Below are 23,293 nucleotides of genomic sequence, written 5' to 3'. Positions count from 1 at the left end.
CAACCATCAATCCCCTATCCCCTGCTTAAAACTCCACAACCGGCCAGTTATCGCCTCGCAGATACTTGGTCATATCCTCAAAAAATCGCAATTCGGCTCTTTGAATGATTAACTCTTGCGGTTCAGCATCCACCCAGCGCAAATTAAAATCATACAAAGTTTGACTGAGACGTTGGCCATCGAGATCCGGTTTAATTTCACCAAAATAACCCAACGTCACATGGGCTGTAAAATGATAGTGCTGTTCAATTCCTAAGCCCATTAAGCCGTGATTTTGATAAATCGCTCGCCGCAATTGCACAATTTGCTCGTAAGATTCCTCATCTTTGGGAGCTAAACAAACCCCCAGCGCACGAGTCCTTACTATCAGTCCCAGCAATTGCCAGCGAATCGGTTTGTGGCTGGTTAAATTTGACCGGCACACCTCAAAACTTTGAGCAATTTGATTGCGAAGTAACTCATCAAAATCGGGTTTTTCCTGAGCGTGCCGGTAGCCATCATCCCAAATTAAATCGGCTAACGTGACGTGAAAGCTTTCAGGCGTCACCGGCACTAATAACTCAGGTTCTAATTTTTTGACAAGTTCCTGCTGACAGTCTTGTAAATTTTTATAAAATCGATGGTTGTTTGTATCTTCCTCCCAAGGCGGGGTAATGATGGTATAACCCGGAAAAGGTACCGGCTCTCTGATGCCGCTGGCATTAGGCTTAAATTTGGGTGATTCTTGTATGTGTTGCACGCCAGACTGATAAGCTTCCAGCAGGGTCAGCCTTGCTACGCGATTTAAGTAAACCTGATAATTATCGTCCAATTGTCAATTGCCTCGTATTTTCAAGCAGGTGTTCTTTATGCCAATTTACCTCTATTGGGGTGACGATGACTTTGCAATTTCGGCGGCGGTTACTTCTTTGCGGGATCATTTCCTAGATTCAGCTTGGGAGAGTTTCAATTATGATAAAATACAGCCCGATCAACCCGATGGCCTGATTTTTGCCCTCAATCAAGCCATGACTCCTCCTTTCGGTGCCGGTAGTCGTTTAGTTTGGCTTGCAGATACTGCCATTTGCTCCTCTTGTCCCCCTGCTGTTATTGAAGAGTTGGAACGCACTTTGCCGGTTATTCCCTCAGAGTCGGTTTTGTTGTTAACCACTCGTTCTAAACCGGATGGCAGGCTCAAATCCACCAAGTTGTTACAAAAGTATGCCGGTGAAAATTTCCGCGAATTTGCCGCTATTCCTCCTTGGAAAACCGAGGACTTGATTGATCGCGTCCGCGAGGTGGCTCAACAAAAACAGCTTCGCTTGACTGAAATGGCTGTTGCTGTTTTGGCTCAATCCCTTGGAAATAATTCCCGCGCCCTTGATGCAGAGTTGACAAAATTACAAATTTATGCAACCGGCAACGGCGGACGGACGCTGAATGAGCAAGATGTGAATGCTTTGGTGGGTGGCAATACTCAAAACAGTCTCCAGCTTGCGGAGGCAATTCGAGACAGAAAGGTGCAAGAGGCTGTGGGGTTGGTGTCTGATTTAATTGCTCGCAATGAGCCGGCTTTGCGAATTGTGGCGACTTTGGTGGGGCAATTTCGCTTGTGGTTATGGGTAAAAATGTTACTAGAAGCCGGCGAACGCGAAGACCGTATCGCGCAAGCGGTGGAGTTGAGAAATCCCAAACGAGTTTATATTTTAAAGCAAGAAGTTCGTCATTTATCAACTCAGAAATTGTTGAGGGTGCTGCCGCTGTTGTTAGAGTTGGAGGTGAGTCTCAAGCGTGGTGCAGAAGATTTACCAGCTTTGCAAACAGCAGTGATTAAACTTTGTCAAGTGCTTACTTAAGCAAAAATCACAACTGCGCTAGTCTCAAAATCAGATAAGAAAAATTATCAAGAAACATAGATAGTTTTTATACGAGGCATAAACCGGCCTTTCAGGAGGTTTCTATGAAATAGATCCCAACTAATGCTGAGTTATTATGCAGTCGGTGGCGACTTTGGAACTTAGTTATTATAAAATTGTTCTCAACAATTGAAACCTTTAATTTTATTCTTTGTGTGGGTGAGTTATGATGAGACTTGTTGCTTGTGAGTCAAAAATGAAACTTAACCAGTGGCTATCAAAACCTGTGTTGATTTGTCTGCTGGCCGGTGTCGGTGTGGGTGCCGGTGCAGTGCCGAGTTTTCTTGAAAAACAGCCGCTTCTAGGCGTCGGCGTGGCTGTTGCCCAAAATTTTAGCGACCAGGAAATTACCAGTTACGCTCGTACTGTATTGAAGTTAGAACAAGTCCGTTTACAAGCCTATGATGATATTAAGCAAAAAATTGGCTCTGGAGATATCCCAAATATTGTTTGCAATCAAGCCGAAACACTCAATGCTTTAAACGCTGAGGTTCGTCCTATTGCGATCAATTATTGCAACTCCTCAAAACAAATTGTCGAAACAAATGGCTTAACTTCTACTAAATTTAATGCGATTACAGCCAGCCAACAAAATAATCCCGCTCTGCAAAAGCGCATTCAAGATGAAATTACGAGGTTGCAAAAAGCCTTAACTAAATTTGTAAAATAATTTTCCCTGCTGCCGGTGTCACCCAAAAGCAAGTATCCATCATCAGATACTTTCGACACCGGCCTGATTTTAAGGAAAATCATCTTCAGTGAATTACTAAATATCAAGATTAACTCTTGCCTTTAACTTGTTTTGTTTCCAAGTCTTCCATCATAATTTTTCCCTTCAAGAGGTGAAAAAATATTAACCAAGAAATGTAGGGGCCGTGCCGTTCTTTGGCGCAGAAGTCCCGCCTGTATGCCGGCCCCCAGTGCTCCCAACAGCTAACAACCGACCTAGCGAGACTTCATATCAGCAATAGCGCCCATAGCCACCGAAGCAATAGCCTGATCAGTAGCCTTTGGCAAATGATAATACTTGCCGCCCGCCGTTGTTGCTAACTCCTTAGCAAAGCCGGTAGAAATAAACTTATTCTCCGTATCAATTACCAACAACTGAATCCCCAACATCCGAACTTTGCCGGCAATGTCCAACAACTCCGCCTTAATATCCGGCTTTTCCCCCGGTTCCATCGGCTCACCCAACGAACGAGCCAGCGGCACATTACCACGACCATCAGTAATAGCCACAATCACCACTTGACCAATATCTCCAGACTGCTGAGCATTCACCCCCACCCGCACAGCCTGAGTCAGCCCGTGTGCCAGCGGCGAACCACCACCACAAGGCAATCTTTCCAAACGCCGGCGAGCAGTAGTAATAGAACGAGTAGGCGGTAACAAAACCTCCGCCGCCTCACCACGAAAAGGAATCAAAGAAACCTGATCCCGATTTTGATAAGCCTCTGTTAAAAGAGTCATCACCGCACCCTTTGCCGACTGCATCCGGTTGAGAGCCATTGAACCAGAAGCATCCACCACAAAAACCACCAAAGCACCGGCCTTTCGTACTAAGCGCTTTTCCCGAATATCCGCCTGTTCTACAAATACGCGACGATCCGCCTCTAGTTGTTCAGCTTGCCCCTGTAGGGGATTTCGGGCACGGCGTGAACGTTGATAGGGTGCAGCAGCGCGCAGCGTAGCATCCACAGCAATACGGCGGACTTGACCTTTAGGCAAAACCGGCTTCACATACCGGCCACGATCTTTAGAAAAAATCAAACTTCGACTACCCGACTTACCGCGTCGTTGCGCCATCTGAGCAAAAAACAACACGGACGGGTCCATCAAAACGCCTTCAGGGTCAAACATAAACTCCTCCGGGACGCTCATTTCTTCCTCTTCCGGGGGATTGGGATTTTCCTCTTGTTCCTCTTCTTCCTCTTGTTCCTGTTCCGATTGCTCATCTGCCGGTGGCGGTGGCGGCGGCGGTGGCGGCGGCGGTTGATCCGGTGGCGTAGTGATTACCGTTGCGCGGGGCACAATCACCAATTCCACCGCACGGCGCAAGTCATCTGCATTGACAGCCGTGCGGCCATCCAAAGCAGCGGCGGCTTTTGCAACGCGCACAGCAAAAAGCTCAGCCCGGTGGCCTTGAACCACACCGCGAATCGCTTCCTCTACCAGATAGCTGATTTGTTCCTTAGATATTTGGACATCTTTGAGCCATTCACGAGCCAAAATTATCTGGGTTTGGAGGTTTTCGATGTCTTCGGAATATTGCTCTAAAAAAGTTTGGGGCGAGTTGGAATAACCAAGGGCTTGTTCGACAGCTTGCACGCGGTCATCTAATCCCAAGACTCCATCTGCTGATAAAGCGATGGCGATGCGGTCGAGTAAATGTTCACGGAGGGGCCCTTCTTCGGGGTTGTAGGTGGCAATGAGCAGGGGTTTGCAAGGATGCTCGATGCTGATGCCTTCGCGCTCAACGCGATTACGGCCTTCGGTCAGGACTGTTAAAAGCAAATTAGCGATGTTGTCGTCGAGGAGGTTGATTTCATCGACGTATAAGACTCCCCGGTGGGCTTCGGCGAGTAATCCCGGCTGGAAGACAGTTTCACCGCGTTTAACGGATTGTTCAACATCAACGGAACCTACGAGCCGGTCTTCAGTGACTCCCAAGGGAATTTGCACAAAAGGTGCAGGGATTATTTCGGGGGTGGGGGTTTCGTTAGGTGTGTGTTGTTGCCATTCAAGGGGGGATTCGTTGGCGATGCTGCCTTTGACAACTTCGATGGGAGGGAGTAAAGAGTGGATGGCTCGCGCCATGACAGATTTTGCTGTGCCGCGCCGGCCGGCTATGGCTACTCCTCCTAAACCTGGATCGACTGATGCCAGCAATAGGGCAAGTTTGATGGCTTCTTGTCCGACTACGGCGCTGAGGGGAAAGGCCGTTTGGCTCATGGGGCTAACAGGTACGGGCATTTTATTTAAAACTTTTGGCTATAGTCACGCGGTAAGCCGCAGCTTTCTAGCATACCTTACTGGTGGACTCTCAAGATGCTAACTGCTTAGTAGGGTTTTCTATCTGGGGTAGAGATGGTTCTTGCCGACAGCAACCCGAAGGTGGGATAAGGGAATGTAGGGGATTTTTAAAACTGTCTCATTAACAAAATTTAAGCATAATTTGAAAAAAAAAGATCAAAAATATTTCATAATACTGATACTAACCTTAATTATCCTTGACCTAAGACTTCTCCAATGGATAGAAAGGCAGTTTTGTGAACCCTGCATCTATTGATAACAACAATAGGTTTTTGTCTATTGATGGTTGGCAAGTTTAGAGGTTGGTAAGGGGGAGTAATCTAAGTTTTTTTATCGTAAAAAATTGAGGTTTTTTTGGCTAACTAAAAAAATGGATGCCGGTTGTTAAGTAGAAGCACTTAATTATTTGTAGGATGGGTAGAGCGTAAGCAAAACCCATCAAAGCCTCTGTTGGGTTTCGTTCCTCTACCCAACCTACATTACATCCAGAGTTTAATTAAGTTGACTTACTTAGCGGGTCGGCTACTTGTATTTTCTTAGTTGCTTTTTCAACAAAACATCTTTCTAGGGTTCTTCACTGAGGTGGATTTATGGCATCAGATATTAAAGCTTCAATTGGGCATCTTTGCCAAAATGAAGAAAGCTTTCGGCTGTTGGTTGAAAGTGTCGAAGATTATGCTATTTATATGCTGGATATTCAGGGGCTAGTGGTGAGTTGGAATGCCGGTGCAGAACGTATTAAAGGCTATGGCGCGCAGGATATTATTGGCCGGCATTTTTCTTGTTTTTTTACTGCCGAAGCCATTGAGGAAAAGTTGCCCGAATTGGAGTTACAACAGGCGGCATCAGAGGGCCGGTTTGAGGGGGAAGGTTGGCGAGTTCGTGCGGATGGATCTCGTTTTTGGGCAAATGTGACGGTGACTGCTTTACGAAATGAATGCGGGGAATTGCGGGGTTTTGCTAAGGTGACTCGTGATGTCACGGAACGCAAGCAGGCAGAGGCGGCTTTGCGTCAGGCGAATGAGGTTTTAGAATTGCGAGTGCAAGAGCGAACGGCTCGGCTTAAAAATGTTATTCATAAGTTAAAAGCTGAAATTGTTTTTCGCCAGGAAGTTGAAATGCAATTGCGCGAAAGTGAAGAGCGTTTGCGGGGTATTTTTGATCAAGCTGCTGTGGGTATTTCGCAAGTGGCAACGGATGGGCGCTGGTTGTTAGTTAATCAGCGTTTGTGTGATATTGTTGGCTACAGTCGGGAAGAAATGCTGGCAAGTAGGTTTCAAGATATTACTCATCCTGATGATCTTGAGGCTGATTTGCATTCCAAAGGGCAAATGTTGGCGGGTAATTTGTTAAATTACTCGATGGAAAAACGGTATATTCGCAAAAATGGTAGTGTGGTTTGGGCGACTTTAACGGTTTCTTTGGTACGCCGGCCTTCTGGGGAACCAAAGTATTTTATTTCGGTGGTGGAAGATATTACGGAGCGCAAACAAGCTGAGGAGGCGCTCAGGCAAAAAACAAGTCAACTCGAAAAAACTTTGCACGAGTTGCGCTCAACTCAGGCTCAATTGGTACATTCAGAAAAAATGTCGGGTTTGGGTCAGTTGGTGGCGGGAATTGCTCACGAAATTAATAATCCCATTGGCTTTATTTTTGGGAATTTGGATCATGCCGGTTATTATATGCACGATATGCTAGAATTGCTAAAAATGTATCAATTTCACTATCCGCAACCGCTGCCAGAAATTCAAAAAGCTTGCGAAGAAATTGATATTGAGTTCATTAGGGCGGATGCTCCGAAACTGCTGGCTTCTATGAAACAGGGGGCTGATCGGATTCGGCAAATTGTTCTTTCCTTACGCAATTTTTCTCGGCATGATGAGGCGGAGTTAAAGTCGGTGAATATTCACGAAGGTATTGAAAGTGCACTGTTGATTTTGCAACACCGGCTGCAACCTCAAGCAAATTGGAGTGGCATTGAAGTAGTTAAGAATTTTGGCAAGTTGCCTAAAGTTCAATGTTATGCGGGGTCTTTAAATCAAGTGTTTATGAATATTCTTACAAATGCTATTGAGGCTTTGGAAAATTGGGGCAAAAAACGCATTATTACGATCCGGACTTTTTTGAGGGAGAAAACTGGGGAGGAGTCAAACTCTCAGGTTATTATTAGTATTAAAGACACCGGCCAGGGTATGAGCGAGGATGTGTTAAAGCGTTTATTTGATCCGTTTTTTACGACTAAGCCGGTGGGTAGTGGCACCGGCTTGGGTTTGTCTATTTCTCATCAAATTGTTGTCGAACAACACGGCGGTCAAATTAGCTGTATTTCCGAACCCGGAAAAGGTGCGGAATTTGTGATTGAAATTCCTTTGCAGCCTTGTGGTTTAAGCACTTCTGTCTGAATGACTTGGGAAAGGGTTTTTTTGAGTAGCCGAGCGCAGCTTGGGGCACAGTGGGGGATATTTTTTGCTGTCTGCGTCACGGAGCAAGACAGATGGCAGAGATGGTAGGCTGTCGATGTGGTAAAATCAGGTGTGTAAAACTTGAAAATGCAAACAATAGAAACAGCCATTCTGCACAATTTCAAGACAACGAACGGGCCAAATCATTTTTTCAGTCTCTCCCATGAGATGCTTGCTGCGATTGGATTTGATGGCACCTTTAAGCAGCTTAATCCAATCTGGGAAAAAATTCTTTGTTTGACAACCGAGCAATTGCTGGGTAAAAGTGTGTTGGAATTTGTGCATCTGCAAGATTGTCACAGCACACAAACTGCGCTGGAAAAACTTATCAACGCCAATATTTCCGAAACAATTTGTTTTGAACATCGGTTTCGGACTGCAACTGGTACTTATAAAACTCTGCGGTGGAATGCAAAGGCGGTGCCTGAAGAGCAATTAATTTACGCCGTTGCTCAAGTGCAAAATAATGATGTTATTGCCGGTGAAACGCAGCAATTGGAAATAGAAGAAACAAGCGTTTGGAGGGGAGAATCGCCACATGGTACTGAGTTAATGGTGGCGTTGAGAGATAATTTTTCGCGGCTGAAAATGGCGCTGAAAGTGGCGGGGATCGGAATTTGGGACTGGGATATTTTATCGGGAAAAATCACTTGGTCAGAGGCGGTTGAGTTAGTTTTCTGTCAGTCGATGACTCAGTTACCCCGGAGTTATTATGCCTATATTAATTTGATTCATCCTGAAGATCGCAGTCGGGTAATGTTGGCGATGGCGAGGGCGGTTGAGGCTAAAGAACAGTTAAAAATTGAACACCGTATTTTGCGACCTGATGGGAGTATTTGCTGGGTTGCGTGTAGTGGTGAAGTTTTACGCGATGCCACCGGCCACCCGCTCCACATGACCGGCACGATCCGCGATATTACTATTCGCCGGACTGCTCAAGATTCGCTGCTACAAGCTAACGAAGAATTAGAGATGCGTGTGGAAGCTCGAACGGCTGCTTTTCGTCACGCAATTGCTCAATTGCACAGCGAAATTGCTGAGCGCAAACAAATAGAAGAAAAGTTGCGAAATTCTCAAGAAATGCTGCAATTGGTGATGGATAATATTCCGCAGTTAATTGCTTGGAAAGACCGCAATTCTGTTTATTTGGGTTGTAATCAAAGTATGGCGCGGGTGGCTGGGTTGTCTTGTCCTGAAGAAATTATCGGCAAAACAGATTCCCAGTTGGGTTGGGAATCTCAGGAGGCTGATTATTTAAGGAATTCTGACCACCGGGTTATGGAAACTAATCTGCCTGAATATCATATTATTGAAAGTCAATTTCAAGCGGATGGTCAGCGAGTTTGGCTAGATAAAAATCGCATTCCTCTGCATGATGGGGAGGGTAATGTGGTAGGAATTTTGCTAACTTCTGAAGATATTACGGAACGTCAAGAAGCAGAAGAAGCGCTGCGAAAATCGGAAGGACGTTTGCGCGAACAAACTGCTCAATTAGAAGCAGCTTTGCGCTCTCTCAAAGCAACTCAAACTCAACTGGTGCAAACGGAAAAAATGTCTAGTTTGGGACAGTTGGTGGCTGGGGTAGCCCACGAAATTAATAATCCCGTTAATTTTATTTATGGAAATTTGACCTACGCAACTCAATACATTGAAGAGTTAATGAATTTAGTTAATCTTTATCAAAAAAATTATCCTGAGCCTTCTGCGGAAATTCAAGAAGAATGTGAGGCGATAGATTTAGAATTTTTAATGATTGATTTGCCGAAACTTTTACATTCTATGCAAGTGGGGGCTGAGCGAATTCGGGAAATTGTGTTATCGCTGCGGAATTTTTCGCGGTTGGATGAAGCAGAAAAAAAACCGGTGGATATTCACGCCGGCCTGGATAGCACATTATTAATTTTGCAACACCGCATCAAACCAAAAAACGGACAAGCGGGAATTGAAGTTATCAAAGATTATGGGGATCTACCGAAAGTTGAGTGTGATGCCGGTTCGCTCAATCAAGTGTTTATGAATATTCTTACCAATGCGATAGATGCTATTGAAAAACAACCGCTCCCTCGTCAGATTATTATTCAAACTCAGCGGGGGGAAATTGTGCAAAAAGAACAAATGCTTGCCACTCCCTCGGTTATTATTCGTATTAAAGATAACGGCCCTGGAATTCCTGAAAACGTTAAAAAGCGTTTATTTGATCCGTTTTTTACAACGAAGCCGGTGGGGAAAGGCACAGGCTTAGGTTTGTCGATTAGTTATCAAATTATTGTTGATAAACATGGCGGTAATTTAATTTGTAATTCGACACCAGGTGAGGGAACAGAGTTTTCCGTTGAAATTCCCATTTGCAAATCTTAAAACAATTAAATTAGGGTGTTATGGAGATGGGGGGTTCTCGTTTTTGTATGTAGGCTGATCTCACTTTGCCGCCCTACCCCTCTCGCCTGGGGGGGGTAGGACGGTATTTTTTTGTTCTTGAGGTTTGTTTGGTAGGGGAGGTGCGAAAATCAGCAATATCACGGTTGATTGATTAAAATTGAAAGTATATGTTGAGATGTAAAAATATTTAAAGGTAATCAAAGCGTGGCTGATTTAAAACCTGAACCCAACCCGAACAAAGAGCCTCTAAAATTAAGTAATTTTACTCACACATCTAAGCGTGACAACAATTATCAAGCGAGTTCAGAAAATAGAGAAGATTTTTTCCGCCTGAGCTTTGAGCGGGCGGGTGTAGCGATGGCTTATTTAACTGTTGATTGCCGTTGGTTGGAAGTTAATGAGCAACTCTGCCGGCTGTTAGGATCTAACAAAAAAGAACTGCTGTGTCGGTCATTTTCTGAGATGTTGGCAGCCAGCGGAGCAGACTTTAATGTGGGGGAATATCAACGCCTCCTCGCTGGGGAAATTCCGACGCTGAGCCTTGAAAAATTGCTGGGGGGTGCAAATGAAAAGCCTGTGTGGGTGAATTTAACGCTTTCAGCCGTTCCCGATGGCACTTTTTCGACACCAAAATATTTACTGGCGGTTTTTGAGGATATTGAAGAGCGCAAAAAGCTTGAAGAAAAGGTGGCTTCCCAACAGCAATTAGTAGAATTTTTTAAAAAGCAACAAAAACTTTATAGAACCCTAGCCAGCAATTTTCCTAACGGGAGTGTAGCATTATTTGACAGTGAATTGCGGTATTTGATTTTTGAAGGGACAGAATTAAAAAAAGTTGGTCTTTCTAAAGAAATGCTCGAAGGAAAAACTCTGCATGAAGTTTTTTCTCCAGAAGTTTGTAAGACGCTGGAACCGATGTATAGGGCGGCTTTGGCGGGAACTGCTAGTGCGTCTGAAGTTGCCATGAATGGTTATGTTTATCAGCTACATACATTGCCGGTAAAAAACGGAAAAGGCGAAATTTATGCCGGTTTGGCAATGTCGCAAAACATCACCCTTGCCAAACAAGCTGAAGAAACTTTGCGGACTTCTGCCCAAATTATTAATCAAGTAAACGCCGCTCTTATCACCACTGATCTAACAGGAATGGTGATCGGCTGGAATAAAGGAGCGGAGCGATTATTTGGTTATTTAGCAGATGAAGCTTTCGGTGAGAATCTTAACTTTATTTATGGTGCAAATCAGCCTGATTTTTTTGAAGAGCAGCTAATTTCGGAAGTGTTAGCCAAAGGGACGCACCAAATAGAAATTCAAACTCGCAGCAAAACCGGCAAAGAAATTTGGGTGTATATTTCGCTTTCGCTTTTGCGAGATAGCAGCCAAGAAGTGATAGGAATCATCAGCACCGGCACGGATATCACCCAGCGAAAAATCGCTGAATCCGCAGGGGCAAGACTGAGGGAAATTTTAGAAAACACGACGGATTTGGTGGGAATTTCTGATATGAGCGGCCACCCGATTTACATGAATAAAGCCGGTCGCAAAATGTTAGGAATAGGGGAAAAGGAAGATATCACTCCACTATCTATTAGAGATTTTATCGGCTCGCCTTTTTCCTCAACTCAGTTGCCTCAAATGCTGGAAACAGCCATCACAGAGGGAGTGTGGAGCGGCGAATCTAGTTTGCAGTACGGCAACCAGCCAGAAATTCCTGTATCGCAAGTTATTCTTTCTCATAAATCAGCAGGGGGAGAAGTAGAATTTCTCTCGACAATTTGCAGAGATATTAGTCAACAGAAAAAAACAGAAATAGAACTGCAAAACAGCGAACGCCGGCTGCGAAGTGTTTTAGAAAATATGCCGGTGATGCTTAAAGCCATTGGGCCCGATGGAAACATCGCCGTTTGGAATCGAGAATGCGAACAAGTGACTGGTTACAGCGCCACAGAACTTGTGGGGAATTCCCAAGTATGGGAACTCAACAATCCGGGGCTGCATGAGGCTGAACAATGGCAAGCTCACGGCAATAACTTTCGCAACTGGGAAATTGATTTAAAGGCCAAAGATGGCAGCATTAAAACTATTGCTTGGTCAAATATTTCTCATCGTTTTCCGATTGTCGGTTGGCAAAGCTGGGCTATTGGCGTGGATGTAACCGAACGCAAACGAACTTCTGCTCTTTTAGAAAGCCAAAATCAAGTGCTGGAATTAATTGCTAAAGGCGCTTGTTTGGAAGATATTTTAAATACAATTGCTCACTATATTGAAGCCCAATCTGTGGGAATGCGCTGTTCTTTTTTGCTGCTTGATGAACAAGGTAAACATTTACTTTTTGGGGCTGCACCGAGTTTACCAGAGGCTTATAACAACGCTATTGACGGCATTGCTATTGGGCCTGCTGTGGGTTCTTGTGGCACCGCTGCTTACACAAAACAAGCAGCCATTGTGTCAGATATTGCCAGCGATCCGCGCTGGGCAGCGTTTCGAGATTTGGCGCTTAAATATGATTTAAAAGCCTGTTGGTCTGCACCAATTTTCAGTTCAGATCAAGCGGTTTTGGGTACATTTGCGATGTATTATGACCGCATTCAAACACCGACAGAAAGCGACTTGCAACTAATCGGAAAAGCAACGCACCTGGCGGGGATTGCTATTGAGCGCCAGCGAGTCGAAGCCACCCTGCGAAAACAGTCAGCCGCTATTGCTGCAACGATGGATGGCATTGCAATTTTAGATGCAAATCAAACTTACATTTACGTCAATGACGCTCACGCTAAAATTTACGGGTACAACACCGCCCAAGAATTGCTCGGTCAACATTGGGAAATGCTGTACAGTAGCGAAGAATTAAATCGTTTTGCCACAGAAATTATGCCGGTTTTTGCGAGTTTGGGACACTGGCGAGGGGAAGCTCTGGGTAAGCGACGGGATGGTACGACATTTTCGCAAGAGGTTTCTCTTTCTGCTTTTGCAAATGGTGGTTTGGTTTGTATTGTGCGGGATATTAATGAGCGGAAAAAATCAGAAGAAGCTTTGCGGAAATCGCAAAAAGATTTGGGCGAAAAAGCCACTCAATTAGAAAAAACTCTTTATCAATTGCAAAAAACTCAAGCCCAACTGGTGCAAACAGAAAAAATGTCTAGCTTGGGGCAGTTGGTGGCGGGAGTTGCCCATGAAATTAATAATCCGGTTAATTTTATTTATGGCAATTTGATTTACGCCAACGACTACACACGAGATTTATTGCATTTGGTTGATATTTACCAAAGGTATTATCCTCAACCGCCTGACGAAATTCAAGAGGCAAAGGAGGAGATAGATTTAGATTTTTTGATCGAAGATTTGCCGAAGTTGTTACGTTCAATGCAGGTGGGGGCTGATCGTATTTGTCAAATTGTCGCATCTCTGCGGAATTTTTCGCGCTTGGATGAGGCGGAAATGAAGCCGGTGGATATCCATGAGGGTATTGAGAGTACGCTGCTTATTTTGCAAAACCGGCTCAAAGAAAAACCTGGTCATCCGGCGATTGAACTTGTTAAAGAATTTGCCGAGTTGCCCCTTGTAGAATGCTATGCCGGTTCGCTCAATCAAGTGTTTATGAATTTGCTTTCTAATTCAATTGATGCGCTTGATGAGCTTAATTTAAGCCGCTCTCCTGAAGAAATTATAGCTAATCCTAGCCGGATTACTATTCGCACTTATTTGAAAATGCAGCCTTGCTCTGGTGAGGTTTCTTGTCCTCTTTTAAATTATTTGAATTATCCTCAGCATCTCCCCTGGTTGGCGGTGTCTATTATTGATAATGGGCCAGGGATGAGCGATGAGGTTTGCAAGCGGATTTTTGACCCGTTTTTTACGACTAAACCGGTAGGCAAAGGCACCGGTTTAGGATTAGCTATTTGCTATCAAATTGTTGTAGAAAAACACCAAGGCAAACTGCGGGCTTTTTCAACGCCCGGACAAGGTTCAGAGTTTATTATCGAAATTCCCCAACGCCAAGTTTATGGCTCTGTCTAAAAAATTTAGGCCGTCTTTTATTTAAAAAAATTTATTTTTTAGATCAATCCAACGGCCTGCTTTTTTGGCGGTTTTATATATTTTTTAATTCTGGCAAAATTTTGTATTTTGTTATACATTTTCCTTGCCCTTCTTCCCATAGATAATCTACTTTGTTAAGGGTCAACTCGATCCCCTGCTTAGAATTGACTTTTCCATAAACATCAGCTTGGGTTTAAGTGTCTCTACACTCATAAAAACAAGCGATTTTTATAAGGAAACTTGCTTTTTTACACAAACTTTAGAAAAAAATTACTAATCTTTAACTTTTTTCGTCAAAAAAGATTATTTTATAACCTAAGATAAAAAACAGCCATTTAATCGGCTAACTTACCAATAACTAGAAGAAGTGAGACAGCACTTTTTGTGGTATTCTTATCTGCGAAAAGTACCCAACTTTGGCAAGTTGGAAAAAACTTTTAAACAGGGTCAGCTTTTAAGGTTGCCCTCATAAGATAGCCGGTTAAATCTATAAAATGCAGGCAACGGCACCGCTACCCACATAACAAAGTTGCGGATGCTGTCCCTTAAAAAATACGGAAAATACTAAAATGACCAGCCAATCCCCAAAAACAAGTAACCTAAAATTTGATAGTAAACACGAGAAAATTCTCAAAGGTAAGCGCTTGCAATTACTCAATTTAATTGAAGCCGAATTAAGCGAATTATATCTTTTTGATACGGAAACCCTTTGTTGCAATTATGCCAGCGCCGAAGCCCTACGCAATTTGGGTTATTCTTGCGAGCAAATGCGGAACATGACACTTTTTGCTATGCAGCCCGAACTCGATGAAAAATACTTTCGGCAAATAATTGATTTTTTACAGAAAAATCCCCAAGAAAAAATTGAACTTCAAACACAACAGCGGCGAGCAGATGGCAGCATTTATCCCGTAAAAATTCGCTGGCAGCTTATCCACCAAGGTAAAAAATATACTTTAGTTGCCCTGGTTCAAGATATGACTGATGTGGAACAGCGCAACGCGGAATTAAAAAACATGATTGAGCGTTTAAAAACCGAAATTGCCGAGCGAAAACAAGCGGATCAAAAATTAAAAAAAACGCAAATTTTGCTCAATTCAATTTTAGAAAATATGCCTATCGGTGTTTGTCTCAAAGAAGCAAAAGACTTGAGTATTTCGTTTTGGAACAAAGCTCTAGAAGAAATCAGCGGTGTTAGCGAACAACAAGTCAAAGGAAAAACAGATTTTGATTTGTTTAGCCGCGAAGAAGCGGAATTTTTTACAGGCAAAGACCGAGAAGCCCTTGCCCACAACCAACTCATAGACATTCCCGAAGAAACCATGCAAACCTCACACAAAGGTTTAAGAATTCTTCACACCAAAAAAGTACCCATTTACAACGAAGCCGGTGAAGCCCAATATTTGCTGTGCTTAATAGAAGATATTACAGAGCGCAAGCGCACCGAAGAAGAACTTTCAAAAAACCATCTTATTTTGCGTTCGGTGATTGATACTACCCCTGATGTAGTATTTGTCAAAGATACTCAAGGACGCTATGTGCTGGGAAATTTGGCTGTCGCTAACTGGCTAAAAAAACCCCTCTCTGAAATTGTTGGCAAACACGACAACCAATTGTGGCCAGCCCCCATTGCTCAACAAATTATTCAAGGCGATGAAACTGTAATCAACGCCGGCAAATTGCTTGTTTATGAAGAAAATATTCCTGATAACCAAATACTACGAACCATACAAACAAGAAAATATCCCTGGCTAGATGCCAACGGAAATATTATCGGTTTAATCGGTATTTGTCGGGATATTACTGATAGTAAACAGGCAGAAAAAACCATCCAAGAAAGTGAAGAACGCTATCGCTCTCTCGTGCAAGCTACTTCACAAATGGTGTGGATAACTGATGCTAATGGACAAACCATTGATATCCCTGCTTGGCGAACCTACACCGGCCAAACCCTTGAAGAACTGCGCGGACTGGGCTGGTTAAATGCTGTCCACCCAGACGACCGCGAGCGCACTGCCCTCGTTTGGGCAGAGGCCGTTCGCAACAAAACTCTTTTTGACATCGAGTATCGTATCCGCGCCGCTGATGGTACTTACCGATTTTTCAGCGTTCGTGGGGTGCCGGTGGTGGCAGAAGATGGTAGCATCCGTGAATGGGTGGGCGTCTGCGTCGATATTGACGACCGCAAACAAGCCGAAGAAGAATTACGCAACTCAGAAGCACAACTGCGCCTACAAACTCAACAACTTGAGCAAACATTGCGCCAACTCCAACAAACCCAAACCCAATTAATTCAAAGCGAAAAAATGTCATCTCTTGGTCAGTTGGTGGCCGGTGTAGCCCACGAAATTAATAACCCCGTTAGCTTTATTTATGGCAATATTCAACCGGCCTCAGATTATATTCAAGAATTGCTAACGCTGATAGAACTTTATCAAAAAAACTATCCCAAACCAACTACAGAAATAGAAAAATTTGCCGACCAAATCGATGTAGATTTTGTCATGGAAGATTTACCCAAACTGCTTGCTTCTATGAGAATGGGCGCTCAAAGAATTAAAGAAATTGTTCTGAGTTTGCGGAATTTTTCGCGCCTAGATGAAGCAGAAATGAAGCCGGTTAACCTTCACGAAGGCATAGATAACACCCTAATGATTTTGCAAAACCGGCTCAAAGAGACAGCAGGAAATCCCGAAATTCAAGTTATTAAAAATTATGGTAAATTGCCGGAAGTGGAATGTTACGCCGGCTCCCTCAACCAAGTGTTTATGAACTTGATTACCAATGCAATTGATGCAATTGAAAATCAGCCAAAACCGCGAATTATAACTATAGAAACTAAACTTTGTTCCGCTTTAGATTGTGCCGTGATTCGCATTGCAGATAATGGTAGCGGAATGCCTGAAGGCGTGCGAACGAGGTTATTTGACCCATTTTTTACCACAAAGCCGGTGGGCAAAGGAACAGGCTTAGGATTAGCCATCAGCTATCAAATTGTTGTCGAAAAACACAAAGGCAATATCCGCTGTATTTCATCCCCAGGAAAAGGTGCCGAATTTATTATCAAAATTCCGCTGCAACAAAAGCAGTAATTGGCGAATCCCGGCATAAAACCTTCCCAATGGTGCCGGTGTCACTGGGAAGAGTTTTCCGCTTAGCGAGTCCCCAACATTTGCAACTTATAGAAACTCGCATAAAGCCCTTCTTGTTGCAGCAATTCTTCATGGCTACCCGACTCAATAAGTTGCCCACGTTTTAAAACAAAAATGCGGTCAACATTTCTAATCGTCGAAAGCCGGTGAGCAATAATAATCGCTGTCCGTCCAACCAAAAGCCGGTCTAAAGCATCTTGAATTAAAGCCTCTGTTCCCACATCTAAACTTGCAGTTGCTTCATCCAAAACTAAAATTTGAGAATTGCGAATCGCCGCCCTCGCAAACGCCAGCAATTGTTTTTGTCCCCCCGACAAATTCGTTCCCCGTTCTCGCAAAGAAGTATCATAACCTTGGGGTAACTGTTCAATAAAACTCGCTACATTTGTGCTTTCAGCCGCTTCTTTAATTTCTTCCAAAGAATAATCATCGCCTAAAGTGATATTACTTTTCACATCACCAACAAACAAAAATCCATCTTGCAAAATAACGCTTAGATGCCGGCGTAATTCCGCTTGTCGCATTTGGCGAATATCAACGCCATCAATTAAAATTCGCCCTTTTGTCGGTTCATAAAGCCGGCACAATAAACGAATAATTGAACTTTTCCCCGCGCCGGTGGGCCCAACCAAAGCAATTTTTTCGCCTGGTTTAATTTTAAAACTCAAACCTTGAATCACATAATCATCATTTTTGTAGGCAAACCAGACATCCTCAAAAATAATCTCCCCTTTCCCCTCGTTCCCAGCCTCAGCCACAGAATCTAACAAGAGACTCTGCTTTTTCTCATTCTTAGAAACTTCTGGATCTCGGATTTCCACCGGCTCATTTAACAAATCGCTAATTCTTTCAACGGCAGTAAAACCGGCTTGCAGGGCCGTAAATTTCTCAGCAAATTGTCGCAAAGGGTCAAACAATCGTTGAGCAAACAAAATAAAAGAAGATAACTTGCCAAAATCCATATCTCCCTGCAAAACCGCCCCGCCACCTAACCACAAAACCCCCCCAATTGCCACTAAAGCAATCCATTCCAAAGTTGCCGAAACAGCAGAATCGTGGAAAATTGTTTTATCAACTTCTTCGATATAGCGTTGGTTAATCGTGCGGAACAATTCGGAATTAAAATTCTCGCGGCGGAACAATTGCACAACACCAATGCCGGTGATATTTTCTTGCAAATTAGAATTCAAGGCGGAAAGTTCTTCTCGCGCCTCATAATTAGCCTTGCGGTATTGTTGCTGAAAATAAATCACCACCGCCGCCACCGGCACCAACATTAATAAAAGCATTAATGCCAGTTGCCATTTCAGCAAAAACATGGTAATTAAAATCACCACTATCGAGAATAAATCGCTGACAATACCAATAGCGCCGGTAGAAAAAACTTCTCCCAAAGCTTCCACATCACTTGTCAGGCGAGTAATCAACCGGCCCACAGGAGTTCTATCAAAAAAACGCACCGCCAACGACGTAACATGATCAAATAAATCATTGCGAATATCCGCAGTAATGCGCTGACCAACTTTCTGCACTAAAAAACTTTGGGTAGACTCTAAACCTAACCGAATAGCCACTGTTAAAAACAACAAACCGGCTAAAAAATTTAAAGCCTCCCCGACAGACCGGTTCATCAAAAATTCATAGGTACCCGCTTCCGAACGAATGCGAGAGATAGCTTGTCCAATCACCACCGGCTGAATTGCACCGGCTATCGAAAGCGGTATCAACAACAAAATAGAAACTGCCAACAGCTTGCCACTACGGCGAGCATAGGGAACTAACTTCAGGAAAAGTCGCCAGTCATTTTCACGCTGGCGCGTTGTTTTAGGCTCTGGAGAAATTGCAGTCATTGATGAGTATGTTGGGCTTTCGCCAATATTAAAAGGCCGGTGAGCATAGCCCACCCTACGATAATAGAGTTTAGATTATAAAATTTCACCAATACCCTGTGATTATGAACCAGATACAAACCCAGCGCTTAGTTTTGCGAAAATTTACCCCCCAAGACATAGAAGAACTTTATCGATTATTCAACGATCCAGACGTCATGCACTATATGGGTGGAGTCAGAACCCGTCAAGCAACAGAACAAAGATTATCGCAAATGATCGACCACTGCCAACATGGTTTTAGTTTCTGGGCAGTTATTCGTAAAAGCGATCAGCAATTGTTAGGCCGGTGTGGGTTAATTTATCTCGATAACACCCCAGAAGTTGAACTTGGCTACACTTTTTTTAAAGAATTTTGGGGCCAAGGGTATGCAACCGAAGCCGGTTTAGCCTGTTTAAAATATGGCTTTGAAATTGTGAACCTTGAGCGAGTTGTTGCTATCACCCACCCCGAAAACACCGCCTCCCGGCACGTCATGGAAAAACTCGGCATGAAATACGAGAAAGAAGCCTTTTATTATAACACAAATGTTGTTTATTATGCCCTTTCTCGTGCCAAATTTCAAGAAAAATATCCAAACATATAACCCTAAATCGCCGCCAAACTCGTATTTCTAATCTGAGAAATAATCTCATCCAAATTATCAGAATTAAGACGATAACTTAAAGGATGAGCAATTAAACGAGCCGTACTTTCATAAAGTACCTCAATTTCAACTAAACCATTTTCTTTGAGAGTGCGGCCTGTTGATACCAAATCCACAATCGCCTCAGACATTCCTGTAATCGGGCCCAACTCTACCGAACCATAAAGCGGCACAATTTCCACCGGCAAATCTAAACTATCAAAATACTCTCGCGCACAATTAACAAACTTAGAAGCAACTCGCCCATGAGCCGGCAATTCCACCGCCCGCTGATAGGGGCTCGACTCCTTCACCGCTACCGACATCCGACACCGGCCAAACCCCAAATCCACTAAATGAGCGACCTTTGGGTTCTTCTCTCTCAGCACATCATAGCCGGCCACACCAAGTTGAGCCTGCCCATATTCCACATAAACCGGCACATCATGGGTGCGAACCAAAAGCGCTTGCGCCGTATTGGTAGGGTCAGTAATTTGTAATTGCCGGTTTGACGAATCCAAAAAGGCACTAAAATCAAGCCCTACAGATTGGAACAATTTAATACAATCTTTTAGCAGAGCGCCTTTTGGCAGTGCAACAGTAAGCATAAAAATTTAAGCAAATAATCAGGCCGGCCCTAATTATACCAGCACCGGCTTTTTTTCCAACCTAGAGATCGCAAAAAATTCCGCAGAGTAACGCAGCGGGGAATTTCCTTTGTGTTACTCTGCCTTAAAAAAACGGCTGTTTTGACCCTAAATGCTCATTTCCAACATCCGCTGAATTGGTTTAAGCGCCGCCACCCGAATTTCTTCAGACATGGTAATTTCGGGGGCGCGATTTTCCATAGCTAGATAGAGTTTTTCCAGGGTATTTAGCCTCATGTGCGGGCATTCATTGCAAGCACAATTATTCACCGGCGGTGCAGGAATAAAAATTTTATTTGGCACTCGCTTTTGCATTTGGTGAATAATTCCCGGTTCTGTTGCCACAATAAATTTTTGATTGCTGCTATTTTGGGTATAGTTTAGCAATGCACTCGTTGAGCCAATAAAATCAGCATGGCGTAAAACCGCCGGTTCGCATTCTGGGTGAGCAATTATTTCGGCTGTGGGGTGTTGAATTTTTAGCTCGACAAGTTTCTTTTCCGAGAAGTTTTCGTGAACCATACAGCTACCTTGCCACAGCACAAGATTTCTGCCGGTTTGTTCACTTACATAGCGGCCTAAATTGCGGTCTGGTGCAAAAATTATTGGTTGAGTTTCTGGGATTTGGTTAATAATTTTGACTGCATTGGAACTCGTGCAAATGATATCGCTGAGGGCTTTAATTTCGGCAGAACAATTGATATAAGAGACCACCAAATGACCGGGGTGAGCCGCTTTAAAAGCAGCAAACTGATCGGGGGGACAGCTATCCGCCAATGAGCAACCGGCATCTAAATCTGGTAAAAGTACCAATTTATCTGGGTTGAGAATTTTGGCAGTTTCCGCCATAAAGTGGACGCCCGCAAATACGATCACATCCGCGCTGGTTGTGGCGGCTTTGCGAGATAGTTCAAGAGAATCGCCGATATAGTCAGCTATATCTTGAATATCGCCGTCTTGGTAATAATGCGCTAGAACAACAGCGTTTAATTTCTTTTTAAGTTCATTAATCGCCGAAAACAAATCATGGGTGCGGTTGGTTGGGCGGGGTTTTAAGGTAGTCGTAAACACAGGTCAGCCTTTCCTGAATCGGGGATAAACTGTATGGGTAGAAAAAATTATAGTAGTTTTTACCAAAAATGTCAGGGGGTGCTGTGTGTCCTACCCCCGCAGCCATCGCAAATTCCTACCACAACCGGCCCAGAGCCTCCTATGCTGGAGAAAGATGGAAAGGATAGTGGGCATGATTATCACTGAGAATAGTAAGGAAAATTTGATTAAAGTAGCGGTTGTTGGCGATGTCCATGATCAATGGGAAGAGGCCGACGGCTTGGCTCTCAAGCAACTGGGTGTAGATTTGGTTTTGTTTGTGGGAGATTTGGGTAATGAGTCGGTGCCGGTGGTGCGACAAATTGCCGGTTTAGATATCCCGAAGGCTGTGATTTTGGGAAATCACGATGGCTGGTACACGGCGACTGATTGGGGGCGCAGCAAGTGTCCTTATAACCGGGAAACTGAAGACTGGCTGCAAGAACAGTTAGATTTGTTGGGAGATACTCATGTCGGTTATGGCAAGTTAGATTTCCCCAAACTAGGGTTGAGTGTGGTGGGTAGCCGGCCTTTTAGTTGGGGCGGGCCGGTGTGGAAATATGCAGATTTTTATCGCCGGTTTGGAGTCAGTGGTTTTGAAACTTCGGCTCGTCGAATTGTGGCGGCGGCTCGGCGGACAAGCTATGAAACGGTGATTTTTTTGGGACATAATGGGCCAACCGGCCTGGGAGATTTACCAGAAGATCCCTGTGGGAAAGATTGGAAACCCATCGGTGGCGACTATGGCGATCCAGATTTTCAAGAAGCGATCATGGAAACGCAAGCGATGGGAAAACAGGTTTGCTTGGTGGCTTTTGGTCATATGCACCACAACTTGCGTCATACAGGAGTGCGGTTGCGGCGAGCAACTCATCTGGATCAGTTGGGGACGGTGTATTTGAATGCTGCTAGAGTTCCGCGTATTATCAAAACTCAGACAGAGTGCCGGCGGAATTTTTCGATAGTGACGCTGTGTGGGGGTGTGGTTGCAGAAATTACGCTGGTTTGGGTGGCGGATAATTTGGGGGTGGTGTCGTCGGAGGTGCTTTATGGGGGTAGCGGTGCTGTGGTAGGGGCCGGTTTTGGTGAAAGCTATTAACAAAATGGCAGGTGCCGGTTATGATGATACTGTGCGCCGGTGGAGAGGTGGCAGAGTGGTCGAATGCGCTCGGCTTGAAACCGAGTGAACCGAAAGGTTCCGTGGGTTCAAATCCCACCCTCTCCGTTTTAAAACATAATAATCATCTTGTAGGGGCAATCCCTCTGTAGTTTTCCCGCTTTGTGGGGGCCGGTGATCGCTCATCGCAGGCGAGACGCCTGCGCCACTGGGACACCTGCGGTTGCTACCCTTATTCCCCCACACCGGCAAAGCGATAACCTTTACCATACACACTATGAATCAAAGGCGCATCGCCTTCGGCTTCAATTTTGCGCCGCAAAAGTCGTATTTGTGCAGCTAAAACATTACTGCTAGGCGGTTCTTCATCGGTTCCCCACAAATGCTTATAAATTTGCGTATGTGATAATAATTGTCCGGGGTGGCGCATTAAATATTCGAGTAATTGACTTTCTTTTTCTGACAGTTGAATTAACCGGCCTTGACGATACGCTAATTTATTTTCTGTATCTAATTCCAAATCTCCCACCCGCAACAACACCGGCTTTTCTGTCTCCGTTAAAATCCCCGACTCTAACACCATCCCCCGCCGCAACAAAGCCCGAACTCTTGCTAATAATTCCCGCAATTCAAACGGTTTTACTAAATAATCATCAGCCCCCGCATCTAAACCCCGCACTCGGTCATCAATTGTATCTTTTGCTGTTAAAAATAACACCGGCGTTAAGCGCCCTTCGGCTCGTAATTTTTGGCAAACTTCTAGCCCGGTTTGTTTAGGCAGCATCCAATCTAAAATCAATAAATTATACTCGGTTTTTGCCGCTAATTCACTGCCTTTTTCTCCATCATACGCAACATCAACCTGATAGCCTTCTCGTTTCAAAACTCGACTCACAGGCTCGGTTAATTCTACTTCATCATCTACTAATAAAATTTTCATTAGTTTATAATTTGCGTCAATAAAGT

14 protein-coding genes and 1 tRNA gene are annotated in these 23,293 nt (G+C 44.0%); 9 read left to right on the top strand and 6 right to left on the bottom strand.

All coding sequences use genetic code 11. The features are described 5' to 3' along the window. Window positions 1-25 precede the first annotated feature (25 nt). On the bottom strand, window positions 26-811 hold the full coding sequence (locus NG798_RS18160) for a DUF1868 domain-containing protein (protein ID WP_261225109.1): 786 nt from the start codon (window positions 809-811) through the stop codon (window positions 26-28). Window positions 812-848: 37 nt separating this feature from the next. Between NG798_RS18160 and holA the strand changes: the two genes are divergently transcribed. Then, entirely contained in the window at window positions 849-1,835 is a 987-nt protein-coding gene (gene holA / locus NG798_RS18155) for a DNA polymerase III subunit delta (protein WP_261225108.1), read from the top strand. 226 nt (window positions 1,836-2,061) lie between these two features. After that, window positions 2,062-2,565, top strand: coding sequence for a DUF4168 domain-containing protein (locus NG798_RS18150; protein WP_261225107.1), 504 nt, complete (start codon window positions 2,062-2,064; stop codon window positions 2,563-2,565). A 275-nt stretch (window positions 2,566-2,840) separates the two neighbouring features. On the opposite strand, the gene bchD is transcribed toward NG798_RS18150, so the two are convergent. After that, window positions 2,841-4,868, bottom strand: a complete 2,028-nt coding sequence (gene bchD, locus NG798_RS18145; RefSeq protein WP_261225106.1) for a magnesium chelatase ATPase subunit D — start codon at window positions 4,866-4,868, stop codon at window positions 2,841-2,843. 650 nt (window positions 4,869-5,518) lie between these two features. Here bchD and NG798_RS18140 point away from each other — a divergent pair. The 4 genes from NG798_RS18140 (at window position 5,519) to NG798_RS18125 (ending at window position 16,899) form a co-directional block, all read left to right on the top strand. Then, entirely contained in the window at window positions 5,519-7,330 is a 1,812-nt protein-coding gene (locus tag NG798_RS18140; protein WP_261225105.1) for a PAS domain S-box protein, read from the top strand. 147 nt (window positions 7,331-7,477) lie between these two features. Beyond that, window positions 7,478-9,748: a PAS domain S-box protein gene (locus NG798_RS18135; RefSeq protein WP_261225104.1), complete on the top strand. Its 2,271-nt coding sequence runs from the start codon at window positions 7,478-7,480 to the stop codon at window positions 9,746-9,748. Window positions 9,749-9,973: 225 nt separating this feature from the next. Then, entirely contained in the window at window positions 9,974-13,786 is a 3,813-nt protein-coding gene (locus tag NG798_RS18130; RefSeq protein ID WP_261225103.1) for a PAS domain S-box protein, read from the top strand. 590 nt (window positions 13,787-14,376) lie between these two features. After that, the gene (locus tag NG798_RS18125) at window positions 14,377-16,899 is read left to right on the top strand and encodes a PAS domain S-box protein (protein WP_261225102.1); all 2,523 of its coding nucleotides are present in this window, start codon (window positions 14,377-14,379) and stop codon (window positions 16,897-16,899) included. Between the two features lie 62 nt (window positions 16,900-16,961). On the opposite strand, the gene NG798_RS18120 is transcribed toward NG798_RS18125, so the two are convergent. Beyond that, the gene (locus NG798_RS18120) at window positions 16,962-18,809 is read right to left on the bottom strand and encodes an ABC transporter ATP-binding protein (RefSeq protein ID WP_261225101.1); all 1,848 of its coding nucleotides are present in this window, start codon (window positions 18,807-18,809) and stop codon (window positions 16,962-16,964) included. A 104-nt stretch (window positions 18,810-18,913) separates the two neighbouring features. Between NG798_RS18120 and NG798_RS18115 the strand changes: the two genes are divergently transcribed. Beyond that, window positions 18,914-19,435 carry a GNAT family N-acetyltransferase gene (locus tag NG798_RS18115; RefSeq protein WP_261225100.1) on the top strand — a complete coding sequence of 174 codons (522 nt, stop codon included), beginning with the start codon at window positions 18,914-18,916 and terminating at the stop codon, window positions 19,433-19,435. 2 nt (window positions 19,436-19,437) lie between these two features. On the opposite strand, the gene hisG is transcribed toward NG798_RS18115, so the two are convergent. Further along, window positions 19,438-20,082: an ATP phosphoribosyltransferase gene (hisG, locus tag NG798_RS18110; RefSeq protein ID WP_261225099.1), complete on the bottom strand. Its 645-nt coding sequence runs from the start codon at window positions 20,080-20,082 to the stop codon at window positions 19,438-19,440. A gap of 147 nt (window positions 20,083-20,229) precedes the next feature. Then, window positions 20,230-21,192, bottom strand: coding sequence for a quinolinate synthase NadA (gene nadA, locus NG798_RS18105; protein WP_261225098.1), 963 nt, complete (start codon window positions 21,190-21,192; stop codon window positions 20,230-20,232). Window positions 21,193-21,346: 154 nt separating this feature from the next. Between nadA and NG798_RS18100 the strand changes: the two genes are divergently transcribed. Together NG798_RS18100 and NG798_RS18095 are read left to right on the top strand one after the other, a co-directional pair. Next, on the top strand, window positions 21,347-22,309 hold the full coding sequence (locus NG798_RS18100; protein WP_261225097.1) for a TIGR04168 family protein: 963 nt from the start codon (window positions 21,347-21,349) through the stop codon (window positions 22,307-22,309). Between the two features lie 41 nt (window positions 22,310-22,350). Next, window positions 22,351-22,435 (top strand) — tRNA-Ser (locus tag NG798_RS18095). A gap of 124 nt (window positions 22,436-22,559) precedes the next feature. Here the strand turns inward: NG798_RS18095 and rppA are convergent. Further along, window positions 22,560-23,267, bottom strand: coding sequence for a two-component system response regulator RppA (rppA, locus tag NG798_RS18090; RefSeq protein WP_261225096.1), 708 nt, complete (start codon window positions 23,265-23,267; stop codon window positions 22,560-22,562). Window positions 23,268-23,293: the final 26 nt, after the last annotated feature.

Origin of the sequence: Ancylothrix sp. D3o (assembly GCF_025370775.1) — a bacterium.
In the GTDB taxonomy this organism is placed as follows: domain Bacteria; phylum Cyanobacteriota; class Cyanobacteriia; order Cyanobacteriales; family Oscillatoriaceae; genus Ancylothrix.
The sequence above is the reverse complement of the archived record's forward strand: the minus strand, read 5'-3'. Positions and strand labels throughout refer to the sequence as shown.